Annotated in this window: 11 protein-coding genes; 8 read left to right on the top strand and 3 right to left on the bottom strand. The window is 38.3% G+C overall.

The annotated features are described in order from the left end of the window. The first annotated feature begins 84 nt into the window (after window positions 1-84). From ALFOR1_RS04235 to ALFOR1_RS04200, 8 genes are all read left to right on the top strand, one after another. A complete protein-coding gene (locus ALFOR1_RS04235) occupies window positions 85-2793 on the top strand; it encodes an endo alpha-1,4 polygalactosaminidase (protein WP_104642168.1) in 2709 nt (902 codons plus the stop codon). Continuing rightward, on the top strand, window positions 2793-6074 hold the full coding sequence (locus ALFOR1_RS04230; protein WP_104642167.1) for a tetratricopeptide repeat protein: 3282 nt from the start codon (window positions 2793-2795) through the stop codon (window positions 6072-6074). The genes ALFOR1_RS04235 and ALFOR1_RS04230 overlap by 1 nt, the downstream gene beginning before the upstream one ends. Window positions 6075-6089: 15 nt before the next feature. Beyond that, window positions 6090-6605 carry a hypothetical protein gene (locus ALFOR1_RS04225; RefSeq protein WP_058547236.1) on the top strand — a complete coding sequence of 172 codons (516 nt, stop codon included), beginning with the start codon at window positions 6090-6092 and terminating at the stop codon, window positions 6603-6605. Beyond that, window positions 6602-7900, top strand: a complete 1299-nt coding sequence (locus tag ALFOR1_RS04220) for a PelD GGDEF domain-containing protein (protein ID WP_104642166.1) — start codon at window positions 6602-6604, stop codon at window positions 7898-7900. Before ALFOR1_RS04225 ends, ALFOR1_RS04220 begins: the two co-directional genes overlap by 4 nt. Further along, a complete protein-coding gene (locus tag ALFOR1_RS04215) occupies window positions 7897-8883 on the top strand; it encodes a HEAT repeat domain-containing protein (RefSeq protein ID WP_104642165.1) in 987 nt (328 codons plus the stop codon). Before ALFOR1_RS04220 ends, ALFOR1_RS04215 begins: the two co-directional genes overlap by 4 nt. Next, complete coding sequence (pelF, locus tag ALFOR1_RS04210) at window positions 8873-10390, top strand: GT4 family glycosyltransferase PelF (protein WP_104642164.1); 1518 nt, start codon at window positions 8873-8875, stop codon at window positions 10388-10390. The genes ALFOR1_RS04215 and pelF overlap by 11 nt, the downstream gene beginning before the upstream one ends. After that, a complete protein-coding gene (gene pelG, locus ALFOR1_RS04205; protein ID WP_058547232.1) occupies window positions 10378-11742 on the top strand; it encodes an exopolysaccharide Pel transporter PelG in 1365 nt (454 codons plus the stop codon). The genes pelF and pelG overlap by 13 nt, the downstream gene beginning before the upstream one ends. Window positions 11743-11824: 82 nt before the next feature. Continuing rightward, window positions 11825-12133 carry a hypothetical protein gene (locus ALFOR1_RS04200; RefSeq protein ID WP_104642163.1) on the top strand — a complete coding sequence of 103 codons (309 nt, stop codon included), beginning with the start codon at window positions 11825-11827 and terminating at the stop codon, window positions 12131-12133. 99 nt (window positions 12134-12232) lie between these two features. Here the strand turns inward: ALFOR1_RS04200 and ALFOR1_RS04195 are convergent, their stop codons facing one another. The 3 genes from ALFOR1_RS04195 to ALFOR1_RS04185 form a co-directional block, all read right to left on the bottom strand. Continuing rightward, on the bottom strand, window positions 12233-13234 hold the full coding sequence (locus ALFOR1_RS04195; RefSeq protein ID WP_104643620.1) for a D-Ala-D-Ala carboxypeptidase family metallohydrolase: 1002 nt from the start codon (window positions 13232-13234) through the stop codon (window positions 12233-12235). Between the two features lie 11 nt (window positions 13235-13245). Next, window positions 13246-14571: a L,D-transpeptidase family protein gene (locus ALFOR1_RS04190; RefSeq protein ID WP_104642162.1), complete on the bottom strand. Its 1326-nt coding sequence runs from the start codon at window positions 14569-14571 to the stop codon at window positions 13246-13248. A gap of 210 nt (window positions 14572-14781) precedes the next feature. Beyond that, the gene (locus tag ALFOR1_RS04185) at window positions 14782-15759 is read right to left on the bottom strand and encodes a DNA topoisomerase IB (RefSeq protein ID WP_104642161.1); all 978 of its coding nucleotides are present in this window, start codon (window positions 15757-15759) and stop codon (window positions 14782-14784) included. Between the last annotated feature and the right edge of the window lie 140 nt (window positions 15760-15899).

Raw genomic sequence — 15899 nt, 5'->3', positions numbered from 1 at the left:
ATCTTACTAATACCAAATAGCTAGCATTAAAACGGAACGCATTACTTTGAGTCACAGTTATAATTTATTAAAAACGAATTACTAATGAAGTATTTTTTATATCTTGTGCTTTTAGTATCAGTCCATGTATTTGCAAAACCTGCAAACAATAGTATCGCATTTTACTATTCATCCCCGATGCCACTGGCCGAAATGACTTTTTACTCTAGAGTTGTAGTGCAACCTGAGTTAGTAACTGAGCATGAGCTTGTATGGTTTAAAAAACGTAACATAGCTGTTTATGCCTATTTAAGTGTGGGTGAATCATTTAATAAAAGTGAATCATCACTCTCATTAAACCCCAACTGGAATAGCCACATTGCTGATTTAACCTCAGAGCATTGGCAACAACATATGCAAAACAGCGCGGCTTTATTAAAAGCCCGAGGTTTTACTGGTTTGTTTTTAGACACCTTAGATAGCTACCAACTTTTAGATGCTAAACATAGTAAGCCAGAGCAACAAGCGGGCTTAGTAGACATCATAAAAAACTTATCGAATACATTTAATAAACACCTTATTCTTAATCGCGGATTTGAGGTATTGCCTAAATTGGCGGGCTTCGCCAGCGATTTAGTAGCTGAAGGTCTATATAGCCATTATAACCCAAGCGATAATAGCTATAAGTTAACCACAAAGGATGATCAAACATGGCTAATTGCACAGCTTAACAAAGCGCAAACCTTAGGTTTTAATGTACAAGTTATCGATTATGCAAAGCCAAATAACCGCCTTGCAATGGCAATTAAAATAAAACAGGCAGGTTTTACTCCATGGGTTACCGATGGGCACCTACAAACATGGGGCACATCGAGCATAAAACCGGTACCTAGGCGAATTTTAATTCCTTATAACAGTAAGGTTAAACCTCTTATATACACACTAGTTCATTTAAAACTAGCCACCATGATTGAGTACTTAGGCTATATTCCTGATTACGTTGATATGGCAAAGCGCCCGCTGCCATTGGTGGATCCAAGCCTACATGCAGGTATTATTTCGTGGACAGTCAGCGATGCCTTTTATACTCCAACACTTACAAATTGGCTTGAATCTAATTTAGGTGTAGTACCACAGCTTATTTTAGGCGAGTTACCTAATGCATCAAAGCTGTTATTAAAATTAGGTGTAGAGTCGTTAAATACCTCACCAAAGGCGCCCTATGAGTTAGCTCACTTTGAACCTTGGCTAAAAGGGGAAGCAACAACTGCTCCGGCGATTACTAAACCTTATTTTTTAAAGCTCTCAAAAAATGCAACGCCATTAATCACAATTAATTCGGCAGACAATTTAGCCGTTGTCCAAGCCGCAAAAACAAAATATGGCGCTGTAGTTGTCGCGCCGTGGTTAATAGACGCACTCCCAATGGAAGGCAGTAAATGGGTTATTGACCCTCGAACGTTACTTACAAAAGCCATGGGGCTACCGCCTATTTTAGTTCCTGATACCACGACCCTTAGCGGCCGACGTATGCTAACTATTCATATAGATGGTGATGGTTTTACAAGTGTTGCGCACTTTGCAGGTAAACCTTATTCAGCAGAAGTGATTCGTGATGAAATAATTGAACACTACAAACTGCCACTTACTTCATCTGTAATACAAGCTGATATTGAACAAGGCGGTTTGCACTCAAAAATGAGCCCTAAACTTGAAGCCATAGCGCGTGATATTTTTGCCCTGCCCTACGTAGAGATCGCTTCACATACTTATAGCCATCCGTATTTTTGGACCGCTCTTTCTGGGCGTAAAAAAATAGATGTAGATGATACCGATTATGGTTTTCACTTAGATGTACCAGGTTACAATAGCATTAGCCTTAAAAAAGAAATTACTGATTCAATAAAATATATTAATGAGAAGCTATCACCTAAAAACAAAAAAACAGTCATGATGCTTTGGTCAGGAGATGCAACGCCAGGCCCTAAAGCACTCGAACTTGCTCGCGATGCTGGCGTACTCAATGTTAATGGCGGTAATACCGATGTAAATGCAGATAATCCTAGCCTTACACACGTATCGCCAATTGGCAGGCCTGAGCGTGATTTACTTTATCAAATTTACGCGCCAATCCTTAACGAAAACGTTTACACCAACTTATGGCACGGCCCTTATTATGGATTTAGGCGCCTAACAGAAACATTCGAAATTACAGAAAAACCATACAGATTAAAGCCATACACTATCTATTTTCACTTTTATTCTGCAGAAGTGCCTGCTGGGCTTGAAGCACTAAAGCACAACATAGACTACGTATTAGCGAGGCCAAATACACCCGTGCATTTAAGTGATTATGCAAAAATAGCAAAAGACTTTTATTTTTCAGCACTTGCAAAAAACAGTGATGACGAGTGGCTATTTAGCTCAAAAAGCATTCGTACTTTACGTATTCCAAGTGACTTTGATGTGCCTAATGTTACCCAAAGTACGGGGATTTCAGGTGTTACACAAAAAGGCGATTACATCCACATAACTGACGATATAGCACAGTTAAGCTTTGACCATACACAAACCAATAACAGTCCGTATTTAGCATCGGCAAACGTTGCTATTGATACATGGCAAGTTAATGGGCCTGTAAAATTTAAGGCATGGGTACCCGCTACGTTAGATCTAATTAATGCACGTTCTTGTGAATTTATCTCCCATATGGGTAAACGCTTTAAAGGGACTTCACGCGGTAAAATAACACAGTTTAAGCTGCCAGAAGGTCAATTTTACGGTTACTTAAACTGCAAAAGAGGTGCCTTTTAATGAATAATAAAAAACGCCCTCATTTAGTTTCTGTTAAAACAATTTTAGCTATTTTAGCCGTTAGTTGTTTTGCACTTTATGCTTTGTTTCCGCACACTTTATTTTTTGAAGATGATGCACTTTCGCAAGATTACACCTTTGAGAAGTCATACTTAAATGCGGCACTTAATACCGACCCAAATAACGAAAAGCTGCGTGCAAAAAAAATAGAGCTACATATTGGGCTAAGTGAATATTCACAGGCAACTAACGAGCTAGATAAACTTCCTAAAAGTGGAAGAAAAACAGAGCTTGAAATAAGACTCCTTTATGCATTGTGGGTAGATAGCGGCGCTAAAGAAGATGACAGGTTAGAAGAGCTTTCGCTTAAAATTACTGCGTTTAATAACTGGAATGAAAAAGTACTCAAAATAGCTAAAGCAATTGGCTTAAACGAAAAAGTGGCAAAATACTACGCGCAAAACAACCAGCCTCTTATTGCAGCCGATTATTGGCTAAGTGCTGGCATGCCAATAAAGGCGTTGGCCATTTATAAACACTATATAAATTCTGATATAGCCACAAAAGCTATTGAAACCGCCTTAGGAGCAGATAGCCCAGAACTAGCTTACACCTGGTGGAAAACCTATGGCGATGCAAACAACATTAAACGCACTCTTTATTTAGCTAACTTAGCTGGTAACACTGAAGATGCCGCTAAAGCTATTGAAGTATTACTTAAAGCACAACCTAATAACACACAGTATTTAACACAAGCTATGCAACTGCGTTTAGCAAGTGGTGATGCAAAAGGTGCAGAGCAGTTATTAGCAAAGCTATTATTAAAAAACCCAAATGATAAAGAGCTTCATTTGCTTAATTGGAAAATTAAGCGCTGGCAAAATAAGCCAAAAGAAGCGCTAAAAGAATTTAAATGGTTAATGGCTAACCGAGCTGTAACTGCAGCTATGCTCACCGATAGTATTAACGATGCTAACGCGCTGTACTTGTATCAAGATGCGAACGAAATTTACGAATATAAAGCACAAAATAGAAAGCTTAGAGGCAATGGTTTTGCAAAGTGGATGCAAACCAATGAGTATATTGGTAATCCAAAACAAGAACTAAACCATATAGAGCGGTTTGAGCAAATAAATGGCAAAAGTGCACTTTCTCAGTACTGGAAAGCAAAAGTACTGCACGATACAGGAAACTTAAAAGGTTTAAGATCTTTATGGCCAACGTATACGGGCCCTAAAAATGAGGAAGATTTACTGTGGATTGCCCGTGCATTTTGGCTAGAAGACGACTTTAACACTGCATTGCAAGTGCTCAAAAACAAGCAACAAAGTTCAGATGATGAATTTTGGAGTGCCCAAGTAGACATGGCTATGCGAGTACAAGATAAAGCCCAGGAATTATATGCGCTTGAGCAACTGAAAAAGATTAGCCCTTTAAGTGTCGGTGATATGCTTCATTACCAACAATTACGCTTTGCAGGTAAACCACAAGAACTACTTGAATATTTATGGAGCAACGAAAGTAAAACAGACCGACAACTCATCCAAATAGCACTGCTTAGTACGCAAGTTAACGATGCAAAAGCGATTGCGCGTATTCATGCAGAACTTGATAAACAGCGCTATAACAAAGCGCTCTACCCTGCATGGTTGCTGCTTTCTAATTGGTATCAAAATCAAAGTGACTTAAATTATGCGTACACTACATTAAATCGTGCGGCTAAATTGAGTGAATACAATCCAGATGTTGTGTTAGCGCAAGGTTGGCTCGCACTACAAATGCACGATACCGTGATGATAGAGCGTATTTTAGCTAACTATTCTCAAAATGATCCGAGTTACGAATGGACACAGCTTTTAGCTAGCTTATCAATACATCAAAAATCATATAACAGCGCGTATTTTTACCTACGTAAATTAGCCATAAGCGACCCTAGCGACTTAACAACCTTAGTTAACTTAGCTGACGTAATGAGGCAATTGGGCTATTACGCAAACGCAGCTGAGTTAAATCATTATTTATTGCAGCATTTACCAAAAGATAAATACGCGTACAGAGGCTTAATGTTTCGCTGGGCAGGCGCTATGGCGATGCCTCATTTAATGCAGCTCAATACAATGGATGAATTAGCCCCAGACACCATAGGCGAGCCGCAAACAAATTGGTGGCTTGCAAGGCGCGCCGCAACAAAATTAGAGCCTTGGCAAAAGCTTCAACTTTATATGACCAATGGTGAATTTAATAAAGTTAAACAGCTTATGGCTGAAGGCTCACTAAGTAAACTTGATGAACTTAATGCACTGCTTTATTTAAAACAGCCTTATGCCACTATGCAGCGATGGTACGAAGAGCTAACCGATGAGCCTAACGAATCACAATTAAGCTTACTTAGAAATGCTCGTACATCGTACTTTAGAGCGCTTGAAGTTAACCTCTCCCCAGAAGCCGGATTAAATAGCAGCCAATACGATGTAAATGTTTACTTTCCGTACGCTAACGGTCAATGGAAGCTTAGTATTAGCGATCAGCAAAACTTAAATAACAACGGATTGCTGTTTGCTATTGAAGACAAAATAACGCGAGGCCGTTGGTACTTTGATGCCAAAATTGACTCCCACCAGGGAAGTTTTGCAAGCCGCCAAGGCCTAAGTTTAGATTCACGTTATCAGTGGAATGCGCGTACACAAGTCGGTTTAAAGCTTGAATATAACGCAGAGAATCGCCAGTCCGAAGCGCTACTTAGCTATGCCCAATTAGATAAAGCAACGGCCTACGTTAACTACAATATTGATAATAGACAAAACGTGCAGTTGTCTGCAGCAGCTATGTCATTTTCTCAAAGAGATAATGGCAATTCATTAATTAACGGCCAAGAGTATAACGCTCGTTACCAGTACAGTATTTTAAAAGATCGTCCAATTTGGAATGCGTATTTTAGCGCCCAATGGCAAGACTTTGAACGCGTTAACGCATTAATAAATACAGAACAAAGACCACTTAGAATTGATCTGCAACCCTTTAGACGCTTTGCGCTAGGTACTTCATTTGCATCAACGGGCTCATTAGAACCACCTTATTTAGGTGCAAGCCCATCATGGTTATTCGATATAAGTACGGGTTATCAAACACTTAACGATACGGTTGATGTATCAGTTTCAAGTGGCGCAGGTTGGTCTGTACTGGGCGACGATTTATTTAAATTACAGCTGGGTTATCAAAGTAGTAATAAAGTGGGTAACTCAGATACACAATTACAATTAGGTTATTACGTACATTTTTAAATGTTAGGAGAGAGTATGTTTCGTTTAATTATACCGTGTTTGGTATTACTATTATCAGCATGTACCACCAGCAGAGTGGCTGATGATGTAGAGCTAAATCCAAGTGCTACTGTGGCTTTATTACCGCTTGTAAATCATGCACAAACCCCACTGGCTGGTGAGCGTGCTGAAGATATCTTAGCAAGCATTTGGCAACAAAATAAATTACCGGCATTAATTCGCGCCCCGCGCGTTAATACCAAAGAACTCCCACCTCTTGATGATCAATACCGTTTAGATAATGCAATGCAATGGTTAAGCACTCAACAAGCCGATTATGTTTTATCTGGCAGTATTGAAGAGTGGCGTTATAAAGCAGGCCTTGATGGCGAACCGGTTGTAGCACTCACTCTATCGCTTAGCGTTAATGGACAAACCACCCCTGTATGGACTGGCACTATAGCTAAAAGTGGCTGGGGTCGAGATAGTATTGCCGCAACAGCACAAGATGTGATTGCCGATTTAATTTCGTACATAGAGGTTAGTGAGTGAAAACACATTTCCTTAGACCCAGAGAGGTTCCTGAGCTACAAATATGGGCTGAGGTAATAATATTTACCGCGCTTGCTTTAGGGCTGCCTATATTATTTAACGCCGAAGATCCTTTTTGGACTGAGGGAGGCTTTTCGTGGCCAGTACTTGGCCCATTATTAGTTGCTTTGCGCTATGGTTTTTCAAAAGGTTTTATTAGCATTTTATGCTTGCTTATAGGGCAATTGTTATTACTAAAAGTAACTATTTTATCTACCCAAAGTGGGTTTAATATTAACGCTATGATTGGCTATATTATTGTTATTATGATTGCCGGCGAATTTAGAGATGTATGGGAGCGTACTAACCAAAAGCAAAGTATTGAGCTTGAATACGTTACTGACAGACTAGAAACCTTTACTCGCCAATATCATTTAATTAGCTCATCGCACGATAAAATAGAGCAAATGTTAGCAGGTCATACTCTGAGCTTGCGCGAATCTTTGCAAGCAGTAAGAACCTCTATAGGCCACTTAAAAGAAAGACGATTGGACAGTGCTGCGCAAAAAATTATCGATTTGTTTGTAGAATACGGCATGCTTGAAAAAGCGGCTTTATACAAAGTAGAAAACGATACTATTTTAGAGCCTTCCCTTGCAAGCATTGGCCAAATGGGGACACCAGAGGCGAATGATCCACTTGTAATTGCCATGTTTGAAGAAAAAGAACTTGTATCTGTAAAAGATGAAAAAGCATCATCGGGCCTAAGCAAGTATCATATTGCTATTCCTTTAATAGATGTAAACAACACTATTTATGGCGCTATATTGGTCGAAAAAATACAATTTTTTGCGCTCAAAAACACTACACTTACACTTCTTGCCGTAATGGCTGGGCACATTGGCGACCTACTTCGCCATGAAATAACAAACCCAGTTATGAATAAAGAAGAGTCACCTTACTTTATTAGCCAAGTTAAACGTGCAAACAAAGAAGCCAAACGCTACAACATTCCATCACAGCTGCTCAAGATAAAAGCCATGAGTATTTCAGATAAATCGACCCAACTTATGGGGTATTTAAATGAAGCTCGCCGTGGTTTAGACATTTACTTATACGACAATGAAAACCAAGTGTTATTGCTATTAATGCCCCTTGCTGATGAGCTTGAAAAAGCTGGCTTTATTGCCCGTATGAACACCTGGTGTAAAGAGCGTACGGGTAATACATTAGCTGAGCTTGATATTGTTATTGAGCAACAAGTTTCTTTACCTGTAAGCCCTGATGACATAAAGAGAATGGTTTCACTGTCATGATTATAATTATAGTGGCCGCTATTTTAGGGTGTATTTGCCAATACTTTGCACTAATGGAAGTTCTAAAAGAACCTAATTGGCTGCTGGCAATATCACTTCACGCTATGGCGAGCGCTTTGTTTACTATTGTTAGTTATATTTTTATACCTAAAAAATATAAAACCACACTTTTTAGCGCGTTTTTATTACTATTTTTACTGTTATTTACATTACCTGTACTAGGAGTTATTGGTGTAGTACTTGCGATTACGTACGCCCTTTGTAAACCACTTAAAAATGACGATATAGAAATACAAGAGCATAAAATACCTGAGCTTCCCTTTGAAGCCAGAGCTATCGCTGCAACACCTACCTACTCAATTGGCGGCTTAAAAGCAATTTTAAAACATGCCAGTGAGCCTAATAAACGCTTAAGCGCTGTGATGGCCGCTCGCCACATGAGTGACTCACAAGCTATTCCTATTTTAAAGCTAGCACTTAAAGATTTAGAAGATGATATTCGACTACTCGCCTACTCAACCCTTGATGGTAAAGAAACCAAACTTAACGAAAAAATCAGTTTGTATCAGCAAGAAATAGCCATTACTACTAAGCAGCCAAAGTTAAGTAATTTACAAAAACAACTAGCCGAACTTTATTGGGAACTTAGCTATTTAGGCTTAGCCCAAGGTGCTCTTCGAAAATACGTTTTAGAAAAAGCCGAAGTACTTGCATTGCAAAGTGTTGAGCACGTAAAAACACCTGCAACTTTTATATTTTTAGGGCGTATATCTTTAGCCTTAGACAAATACGAAATAGCCCATGAGTACTTACTCAAAGCAACTGAGTCTGGCATGGCAAGGCGTCATGTTCTCCCTTATAAAGCCGAAGTTGCTTTTTGTATGAACAAGTTTGATGACTGTAAACGCTACCTAAACGAGCTTCCTATGCAGCCTAAAGGTAGCGAGCTACGTCATCTACAGGAGTACTGGCATGAGCAATAAAAACGCCGATATATTGCTACTTTTAGAAGGTACTTACCCTTACGTGCGTGGGGGTGTTTCTAGCTGGGTTCATCAAATTATTGAAGGGCTTCCTCATTATAATTTTGAACTGATCTTTGTTGGTGGAGCGCCTGAGCATTATGGCGAAATTCAATATACACTGCCTAAAAATGTAACCAAATTACATGTCCATTATTTAGTTGAAGATAACAATACTGACATTAAAGCTAAACATGGTGTTAAGTATAAAAAAGAGCTATTTGAATTCTGGCAGCAACTACAAAGCTACTTTAGAGACTGCAACGAGCCTATACCTACAGAACTGCTAAAATTTGCTTTTGAAACATTAGCTAAAAAAGATGGCATAAACGAAGCTGACTTTTTATACAGCGAATCATCGTGGCAAGTACTAGCTAATTACTACTTAAAATATTGTGATGAATCTTCTTTTATCGACTTTTTTTGGTCGTATCGTAATTTATACAAACCGTTATTTAAAATAGCCGAAATTGCACGCGAGCTCCCTAACGCTAAACTCATTCACTCTATATCTACCGGCTATGCAGGTATTTTAGGTGCTGGTGCCAGTGTAATAAGTAACACACCATTTTTGCTAACGGAGCATGGTATTTATACCAAAGAGCGAAAAATAGATCTCATTCAAGCCAGTTGGATTAAAGAGTCTGAGCAAAGCTTAGGAAAAAACTTAAATACCGAGATGGGCTTTATACGCCGTATGTGGATCAGCTTTTTTGAACAAATTGGCCGTACAACGTATCAAGAAGCCGACAAAATTATTTCCCTTTATGAGGGAAACAGGCAGCGCCAAATAAAAGATGGCGCAACACCAAATAAAGCCTTTGTTGTACCTAATGGTATAAAAACCTCACGCTTTGTTGAATCTCTAACAAAGCGACCTAACAAAATACCACCCGTAGTAGGATTAATAGGTCGCGTAGTGCCTATAAAAGACATTAAAACCTTTATACGTGCTATTAAAGAAGCCCAATCAAGCCTGCCAAATGTTGAAGGCTGGATCATAGGTCCCTTTGAAGAAGACCCGCAATATTACAAAGAGTGCCAGCTACTCGTAGGCAGTTTAGACTTACAAAGCACCATTAAATTTACTGGTATGCAAGATATAGCTCAAATTTTACCAAAGCTAGGAATTGTAGCGCTTACCTCTATTTCTGAAGCGCAGCCATTAGTACTTTTAGAAGCAATGGCTGCAGGTGTCCCGGTACTTGCCAGTGATGTAGGCTCATGCCGTGAAATAATAGAAGGCGGTACCGAACAAGACAAAGCTCTTGGTAAAGCCGGCGAAGTAGTCTCAATTGCCTCTCCAAGCGAAACTGCACTGCAAATTTCAAACATGCTAACTAATGAGCAAATGTGGTTAGGGTACCAACAAAGCGGCTTAGCCCGTGTGCGAAAATTTTATGACGAGAGCCACATGTTTGCCCGTTACGATAAACTTTATAAGGATACAATGGCATGGCCGGAATAGGTTTTGAGATACGTAAAATTCTCAAAAAGAACACCCTACTCTCAGTTTTTGAAGCTTATGGTTATGCTGGATTAATTGGCTCTGGGCCTTGGCTACTTTCAATTGTAGCGCTAATGCTTATTGGTATATTAAGTTTAGGAATAGTACTGCCAAAAGTACTGATCATTCAGTTTTTAACGCTTGTAACTTACATGATGGCAGCATCGCTTATTTTAACCGGTGGACTACAGCTGCTCTTAACTCGCTTTATTGCTGATTTATTTTTTCAAAAAGAAGATGCAAAGGTACTGCCTAACTTACTTGGCGCACAACTTGTTACGACTATAGCGGCACTATTAGTAGGACTAGCTGTGTGGCCATTATTACCCTTGCCAGTTGTCACTAAAATAATAATTTTAGGCGCTTTTATAAGCTTATGTAATCAATGGTTAGGCGCTATATTTCTCTCCGGAATGAAAGAGTACAGGCTAATACTCGTTACTATGCTCAGTGGTTACAGCTTTATGGTGTTACTGGCTTTTTTACTACGAGACTGGCAAATAGATGGGTTGTTTTTTGCCTTTTTTGCAGGAGAGGCTTTACTCTTTTTTAGCTTCTTATTTATGATTATTCGTCGCTACCCAGGTGAGAAGTTTATAAGCTTTGATTTTTTAAATAACAAACAGGTGTATTACAGCTTATTTTTTTGTGGGCTATTTTATAACATTGGCGTATGGGCTGATAAGATCATTTTTTGGTACTCTCCTAGCACATCAATTCAAATTATTGGCACGTTGAGAGCCAGCCCAATTTACGACTTACCTATATTTTTGGCTTACCTTTCAATCATTCCTGGTATGGCGGTGTTTTTAGTAAAAATGGAAACCGACTTTGTCGAAGAGTACGACCGTTTTTATACCGCTATTCGTGAAGGCTCATCGTTAGAAGAAATTTACTATTTGAAAGATAATATGATCCAAACTGCTCGTTCTGGGCTTTATGATATATTTAAAATTCAAGGTATTACCGTTGCATGCTTATTATTATGGGGTGAACAAATACTTACCTTTATAGGTATTGACCCAAATTATAAAACACTGTTATTTATTGATGTAGTTGGTGTAGGTGTACAAGTTATATTTTTATCTATTTTAAACATTTTATTTTATTTAGATAAACGTTCAACCGTGCTGTTTTTGGCTGGATTATTTTTAGTTATAAATGTGGTATTAACCTTACTTTCAATTGCCTTAGGGCCACAGTTTTATGGTTATGGCTTTGCGTTAGCCACTATAATTACCTCTGTTGTTGGGCTATTTTGGCTTTCTAAACAATTTGAAGATTTAGAGTACGAAACGTTTATGCTGCAATAGACTATTTAAAACGTAATTGAAAACACATTATTTTTCAAAAGGCATACGTGTAGAGATCTGTTTATATTTAACGGAGAATTATTTGGAAATAGACTATTTAAATTATTCACTCCAAGAGCTACGTGAAGCTTGGATGACAATTGATGATTACACATACCCAGAGCGCGCAATCAAAGTTTATCAACTTTTGAAAAGTGCTGAGGCTAAAGCGTCAGAAGATAATTATTCCAATGCATCTTCTACGTGGGTCGTGTCAGTTTTACGTAATTTCAGTAGGCCTAGGCTATATGACCCAAGCTTTAGCGATATATTACTAGAAGAAAGTAGTGCTACGATGAAAGAGCAACGTGTTATAAACCTCATCGCTGAAAGAAAAAGTATTGACCACTAGCAGGCGTTCAATACTTTTAAATAAAGTGAAAACCAACATTACCCATTACTCAGTACTTGCACAATCCCTTTGCTATCAATAATAGTCAAACTAATTCAATTACTTACTCACCCAACGCGCTTTAAAACCACGCGTATCAACATGTATAAATGCGCCTCTGTGCGACTTAGGCCCATAAATACCTAATCCACCTAGTAAACCTTTAAATGACTCTCGTCTAGCTAACGACTCAACTATATCGGCCACCGCTTTAGCATCCCCTATTGAATGCTTACCGTCGTTATTTATGTCATCCATACGGTAGTTACCATCGTTATCTATAAAAATATCGGCAGCATCGCCAAATACATGTCGGCTGAGTTTTACATTGCCAATTGATTTGTTGTAGTAAGGGGTTCTATAACCGCTCATAACCACCATGTTACTAACAGGTATGCCTTCTAAAATGAGTTCTTTACGTATTTTTTCTAGTTTAAGTAGTAACTTATTTTGTAAAAATAAATACTTTGGGTGCTTACTTCGCTGCTTACTGACAAATTCTTTTAGTGAAAAGTGAGGTGAAATTTTTACGTTTTCGTTTTTAGGCGTCACCTTCACAAAGCCATCTGGCACTATGTAGTGTGAAGTGTCTTTAATTTGTGAAGGTTTAGGATAGTGGCCAATGTGGTAATACTTGAGCTTTCCTCCTTCAACGTTGCTTGCGGGTACTTTTACAAAAACGTTGATTTTCATACGCTGTTTTTTATCGGGCGACTCAATAATTACCGTCGTTAAACCAGGCTCATTGGGAGCTTGCCATTGCCAGCGGTTGGTGTCTGTAAGCTTCGAGTTCCCTTGAGTATTAATTAGCGTGTAGGCATTTCTTGATTGCGCAAATAGCACTTCAAACTCAACCTGCTCTTGGGGCATTACGAATACCGAAAACACGGAGTATGGCATAACTATATCGTTAATTTTTAGGCTAAATTCTGCATCTTCAAAGTTAGCTTTATTTTTTATATTAACCACCTGATGCGCAGCTTTTGTAGGTGCTGCAGCAAATACATGATTGCTAAATATAAGTGTGAATATGGCGATAGAAATATAATGAATAAATTGCATAAACCCTCTCATTATTTATTTTTTAACAAAGCGGCAATCACCGACTGCTCATCATTTTTTAATAATGCTTTTTTATCGCGTTGATAAATGTCATCTCTGAAGTTAACCAACTTATTCTCATCAACCCATGCAGTCCAATAAACTAAATGAATAGGAAGAGGCTCATCTAAATGAAACGTTTGAGTACTGTTTTGAGTACGTGCGCTGTCTATATGATTAAGTGTTTGTGCCTCTCCTTCGTGCTTAATGATTTCACGCGCTAACGAAAAGGGTTGCTCTATTCTTATACAGCCATGCGATAAAGCACGATTTGATTGGCTAAAGCGCTGCTTTGCAGGTGTATCGTGAACATAAATTGCTTCAGCGTTAGGGAATAAATACTTAACCTCTCCTAGAGGGTTTTCTTCACCAGCACGTTTTACTAAAAAGTGATCAAATTGGTATGGCTTAATAGAATCCCAATCAATATGGCTAGGATTAATCGTTTGTGAGTCTAGGTAGCTGTTTTTTCTAATTTCAATATTATTTTTTACAAGGTAATCAGGATCCTCGGCGACCTTTGGAGCAATTTCTTTTGTAGCGATTGAGGTAGGTATACGCCACTCAGGGTTAACTACAAACTTTTCTATTTCGTCGCTAAATGCAGGCGTTTCCCAACTTGGTTTACCTACAATTACGTTATTTTTTAATTTTACATCGCCCGCTTTTACAAATCGTAAGCTGTACTCAGGAATATTTACATATACATATTGCTCATCACTTGCGCCTGCAAAGTTAGTTATTCTATAAAAGTTAAGTTTTAATTTATCGAGTTTTTGCTTTGCGGGTATATTAAGCGAAGCAAAAGTGCGCTTACCCACTCGGCCATCAGCTTTTAAACCATGGCGGCTTTGAAATTGCTTAACGGCTTGCTCTATATCTTTATCGAACATGCATATGGTTTCGTCGCACGCATTATTTTTTAAGTCACGTTCTTGGTATAAACGCTGTGCAAGTAAGCTCACCTCTTTACTATTACTGCCTAGTTCAAGCAATTCGTCGCTATATAAGTGTGTAAAACCACCGTTGTTAACTATTTCTTGATACCAATTAATGGCTTTCTCTGTACGTTCAATTAATTGCGCTGAATACTGATCAAAGTAATAGTTGTCATCAGCTTGTAGGTACTTTTGTGAGTTGTAAGTAGTTAGTGAAGAGTTAGCGAGCACCACACTCTCAAGTTCATTTGCAGCGAGAGTTGGTGCTGAGCATAAGCCGCTCATGCTAATAAACAATACAGTTTTTAAAGTTAAACGCTTTGCTTTGGCAAACGCTTGATTTGAAAATGACCCCTTCACTGTGTACCTCCTCGCTAAATATCGTTGATAAATGCTTTTGTACTTACCACTAAGTAGAACACTGGAGGTGCAACGGTAATGCCAAATTAAACTTTAAAAATAAACACTTGAAATTTAATGACTTTTTAAAACTTTATATTTAAAACGTTAATTAATTAGATTAGTGAATATGTAATTAATATGCTTAAGTGTGTAAAGTTGCTATGGCAATTAATCGTTTAAAAAAGCTAAAAAACCACGTTCATAACGACTCAAGTACTTCGTTTTTCGTGGTAATGCAAGAGACTCTCTCCACGCAGTTTGAGTATCTTCATCTTCTTTGCACAGCGTAATTAAATCAGGATGCACATATGATTTACGTGCTATAGCGGGAGTATTACCCAGTTGCTCGCAGACACTATCAAGCATACTTTTTAAAGTAAGCGCTCCTTTGGCTTTAGCTAATTGTTTAAATGCAATCACGCTTGCTCGCCAAGTTCTAAAATGTTTTGCACTAAAATCTTCACCCATTATTTGCTGAATATATTGATTTATTTCACTTGATGTAACATTAGTGCGCTCACCCTCATATATATACTGAAACAAATGCTGGCCGGGTAAATCTTGTAGGTCCTTTATTACATGGCTAAGCACTCTATCGGTTATATTTACTTCACGCTCCTTGCCTGATTTAGCCCGATACTTTAGCTGGATATTTTTACCCGTGAGTTTTGCATGGCGTGTGCGTAATGTTGTAGCGCCAAAGCTTTTATTTTGCTTTACGTTACGCTCATTACCTACCCTCAGCGCACCTAAATCCATAAGCCTTACAACTGCCGCTAAAGTACGTTCAATATTAAGCTCATCGCCTTGTAAGTCTGTTTCTAAACGTGCTCTTAACAAAGGAAGTTTATTACCAAACACTCCACATGCTTGGTATTTTTTAGCCTCTTGTTGCGCTCTAAATTCAGGATGATAGCGGTATTGTTTTCGCCCTTTACTATCAAACCCTGTCGCTAAAATATGTCCGTTTTCTTCTGGGCAAAACCAAGCGTTTTTATAGGCAGGCGGAAATGCCAATCCATTTAAACGATCAATCACATTTTGCTCTTTTATTTGCTTACCTATTGGATCGAAGTAAAGCCAACTTTTGTGTTTAAGTTTACGCGTGATCCCTGGCAAATTATCATCTACATAAATTAGCTTCATTTACCCTCCAATTATATTTAAAGCATGCGTCTAAATATAAAATGTATCACTTTAAAATAACCTCAAACTGAACAAGATTATTGATATATAATAAAAACTAACAACAACTATAACGACTTAATATATTAATAATTCTATTT

Source organism: Pseudoalteromonas carrageenovora IAM 12662 (assembly GCF_900239935.1).
Lineage (GTDB): Bacteria > Pseudomonadota > Gammaproteobacteria > Enterobacterales > Alteromonadaceae > Pseudoalteromonas > Pseudoalteromonas carrageenovora.
Note: the sequence above shows the minus strand (reverse complement) of the source record. Positions and strands in the feature narration are given on the sequence as shown.

Excerpts from the sequence above, each read along its gene's own strand:
- ALFOR1_RS04235 (WP_104642168.1), top strand. The coding sequence starts at position 85 with ATGAAGTATTTTTTATATCTTGTGCTTTTAGTATCAGTCCATGTATTT.
- ALFOR1_RS04230 (WP_104642167.1), top strand. The coding sequence starts at position 2,793 with ATGAATAATAAAAAACGCCCTCATTTAGTTTCTGTTAAAACAATTTTA.
- ALFOR1_RS04225 (WP_058547236.1), top strand. The coding sequence starts at position 6,090 with ATGTTTCGTTTAATTATACCGTGTTTGGTATTACTATTATCAGCATGT.
- ALFOR1_RS04215 (WP_104642165.1), top strand. The coding sequence starts at position 7,897 with ATGATTATAATTATAGTGGCCGCTATTTTAGGGTGTATTTGCCAATAC.
- pelF (WP_104642164.1), top strand. The coding sequence starts at position 8,873 with ATGAGCAATAAAAACGCCGATATATTGCTACTTTTAGAAGGTACTTAC.
- pelG (WP_058547232.1), top strand. The coding sequence starts at position 10,378 with ATGGCCGGAATAGGTTTTGAGATACGTAAAATTCTCAAAAAGAACACC.
- ALFOR1_RS04195 (WP_104643620.1), bottom strand. The coding sequence starts at position 13,234 with ATGCAATTTATTCATTATATTTCTATCGCCATATTCACACTTATATTT.
- ALFOR1_RS04185 (WP_104642161.1), bottom strand. The coding sequence starts at position 15,759 with ATGAAGCTAATTTATGTAGATGATAATTTGCCAGGGATCACGCGTAAA.